The organism is Falsiroseomonas oryzae (assembly GCF_027856955.1).
GTDB classification, from domain to species: domain Bacteria; phylum Pseudomonadota; class Alphaproteobacteria; order Acetobacterales; family Acetobacteraceae; genus Falsiroseomonas; species Falsiroseomonas oryzae.
The window spans coordinates 1-3330 of the sequence record NZ_JAPSMD010000517.1; the positions used below are offsets into that span (position 1 = coordinate 1).

The 3330-nt window shown below is 72.9% G+C and carries 3 protein-coding genes; 2 read left to right on the plus strand and 1 reads right to left on the minus strand.

The window, feature by feature from the left end; genetic code table 11:
- Window positions 1-89 precede the first annotated feature (89 nt).
- Window positions 90-1250, minus strand: coding sequence for an alpha/beta hydrolase family protein (locus OZN99_RS28080; protein ID WP_270938520.1), 1161 nt, complete (start codon window positions 1248-1250; stop codon window positions 90-92).
- Between the two features lie 196 nt (window positions 1251-1446).
- Here OZN99_RS28080 and OZN99_RS28085 point away from each other — a divergent pair, with 196 nt between their 5' ends.
- Entirely contained in the window at window positions 1447-2607 is a 1161-nt protein-coding gene (locus OZN99_RS28085; protein WP_270938521.1) for an alpha/beta hydrolase family protein, read from the plus strand.
- A 7-nt stretch (window positions 2608-2614) separates the two neighbouring features.
- Window positions 2615-3330, plus strand: a 716-nt coding sequence (locus OZN99_RS28090) for an ABC transporter substrate-binding protein (protein WP_270938522.1), incomplete at its 3' end; no start/stop codon positions are given.

The following is a 3330-nucleotide window of genomic DNA, read 5'->3' on the forward strand; positions in this document are numbered from 1 at the left end:
CGGGCGGACTGGCCGCGGCGCGCGACGCCGGCTGGCCGGCGCGCGCGGCGGCCTTCCTTGCGCTCTGCCGGCCGGGCTGAGCGCTGCCGCTACGCCTCCAGCACCTCCGCCGCCCAGTCTGCCATCAGGTCCACCGCATTGGCGAAGAGGTCGCCCTGCACATGCTCGGCGCCGCCTTCGGCACGGGTGAAGACGCGCAGGTCGCGGCGGGGGCTGTTCACCGCGGCGTCGATGGTCCTCTGCGCCTGGTCGGCGGGAACCTGGCGGTCGTTCTCGCCATGCACCACCAGCAGCGGGCAGGTGATGCGCTCCGCCACGCCCTCCAGCGTCAGCGCGGCGATGCGGGCGGCGAGGTCCTCGCGGTCGCGCGCCCCATAGACCCACATGGCGTGGTCCACCCAGCCGGTGATCGACCTTTCCGCGCCGGCGTCGCGCAGGATGCGGCCGTGGGAGAGCGCGTTGTCCCAGCGCGCGCCCCAGGCGATGCAGCAGGCCAGCCGCCTCTCGAAGGCCGCGGCGCGCGGGGCGTAGTAGCCGCCGAGGCTCATCGCCGCGACGCCGACGCGCTGCGCATCGACATCGCCGCGCGTCTCCAGCCAGTCCAGCGCGGCGGCCGCCCAGCGTTCGGATTCAGGGGAGGTCGGCAGGCCGCGCAGGCGCAGCGCGCCGCCGACGCCGGGATGGTCCACCATCAGCGTCGCGATGCCGCGCAGCGCGTATTCGCGCGCGACGCCGCAGAGATGCACCCACTCCTTCGTCACGTCGAAGCCGTCGAAATGGATGATGACCGGACGCGGGCCGGGACCGGGTGCGCGGTGGAACAGTGCGGGCAGGGTGGTGCCGGCATAGGGGATCTCGACGAACTCCACCGGCTCGCGCCGCAGCGCAACGCCGCGTGCGAAGCTGTCCAACATGCGCGCATAGAGCGCCGCCTTGTGCGGGCTGGCATGGGGCGCCATGCGTTCCGCGGTGAAAGCGTAGACGGCAGCGCGGAGGTGCTTGCGCCCGGCGCCCATCGTGAAGCCCGCCGCCTCGTCGCGCGCGGCCAGTGCCGTGACGCGATCGGCCAGGCCCGACCAGGCCGCGACCCAGAGCGCCTGCGCCTCCGGGTCCTCGCGGACGTTCGGCCGGCGCGCGACCTCGATCAAATGGCGGCAGGCCGCGTCGATCTCCGTCAGCTCGCCGCCGAGCTGCAGCGCCATCAGCAGGCCGAGATTCCAGGAATAGTGGTTCGGGAAATACTCGAACAAAGCCGACGCTCCGTTGACCCGGCGCGATCAGACCATGCTGCGGCGGCGGGCGGCAATCCGCGGCGTTGACACGGCCGGCCCGCATCGTAGCGTTCCATCGGACATAGCGAGGAAGCCGGGCATGCGCCGCGTCATGTTGCTTGCGATCCCGTCCACTGCTTCGGCGCCCCGCTTCCGCAGGATGTGAGCGGCGCGCATGTTCCAGTTCTTCCCCGGCAACTACGTCTGGAACACCGCCACCAGCATGGCGCTGGCGATGGGCGGGCACGTCATGGAGATCGACGAGGCCTGCCGCCCGCTGAAGGAGGCCGGGCAGCGCAACGATGCCGCGGCGCAGGAGGAATTCTTCCAGTCTTGGGGCCGGCTCGGCGAGCGCATCGAGAAGCTGGCCGAGGCCGACCGCGCGGCGGGCAACGAACTGGCGGCCGGGCGGAAGTACCTGCGTGCGACCGCCTATCACATGATGGCGGAGCGCATGCTGCCGCCCTTCGACCCGCGCCGCGCTGCGCGCTACCGCCGCATGCTGGACTGCTTCCGCGCCGGCGCGACGCTGCGACGCGAACCGGTGGAGTTCGTCGAGATCCCCTATGGCGCGCAATCCATGCCGGCGCTGTTCGTGCCGGGCGAGGGCGCGGGCCCCTGGCCCTGCCTGGTGCACCTGGACGGCTTCGACGGCATGAAGGAGATGCTCTACCTGATGGGGCTGGCGCAGGAGCTGCGGCTGCGCGGCGTCGCCACCGTCATCGTGGACCATCCCGGCGTGGGCGAGGCGATCCGGCTGCGCGGCATGCATGTGGAGCCGGAGACGGAGAAGCCGGCCGGCGCCGCGGCGGACTGGCTGGAAGGCCGCGCCGACGTGGACGCGACACGCCTCGGCGTGCTCGGCATCAGCCTCGGCGGCTACTACGCGCCGCGGGCCGCCGCCTTCGACAGGCGCTTCCGCTGCTGCGTCGCCTGGGGCGCCTCCTGGGACTACGGTCGGCTGACGCGGGAGCGCGTGCACAACCTGCGCCACATCGAGCGCTCCGTCTCGCACTGGCCGGACCATTTCCGCTGGGCCTTCGGCACGCCGACGGCGGAGGCCGCGCTGCCGATCTCCGCCCGCATGACGCTGGAAGGCGTGATCGAGAAGCTCACCTGCCCCTTCCTGATCGTGCATGGCGAGAACGACCGGCAGACGGCGCTGGCCGATGCGCAGCGCGTGCTGGACGCGGCGGTGAACGCGGCGGAGCGGGAACTGCGCGTGCTGACGCTGGGCGAGGGCGGGTCCGAGCACTGCAACATCGACAACATGACGCTGGCGGTGGACCACATCGCCGAATGGGTGGCGCGCCGACTGGGCGCCGGACGGGAGTGACGGGGCGATGCTGACGCTGCGGCAGATCCATTTCGTCCCGCCGGCGCCCTTCGTTTGGGCGCAGGGGCTGGACGCCTTCGCGCGCTTCGGCGTGCAGGTGGAGGCCGTGCAGACGGCGTCCTCCGACGAGATCGGGCAGGGGCTGGCGGATGGGCGCCACGATGTCGGGATCGGGGTCGCCGACAACGCCATCGGCTGGTCCGTGGAGCGCGGCGCGGACCTCGTGATCGCGGCGCAGCTGGAAGCGCGGATGGCCATGCGCTTCTGCGCTGCGCCGCGCTTCGCGACGCTGGCCGAGGCGGCGGCCGAGCCGATCGCCGTGGACGCCACGACCAACGGCTTCGTGCTGGTGCTGTACCGTGCGCTGGCACGCGCCGGCATCGCGCGCGACGCCTGCCGCTTCGACATGGTGGGCGGCGTGCGCCAGCGCTTCGAGGCCCTGATGGAGGGCCGTGCCACCTCCTCCATCCTGGTGCCGCCCTTTGACGCCATGGCGGAGGCGCGCGGCTTCCGCGTGCTGTGGGACGTGACGGAGCTGGCGCCCGATTATCCGGGCGTCGTCGTCGTGACCGCGCGCGCCCCGGCGCGGGAGGAGGCGCTGCTGCGCTACCTGGCCGCGCTGCGCTTCGCGAACGACTGGGCGGCCGATGCCGCGCATGCGGCGGAGGCGGCGGCGGCGCTGGTGGCGGCGCGCTACAGCGAGGCCGCGGCAGCCCGGCTGGT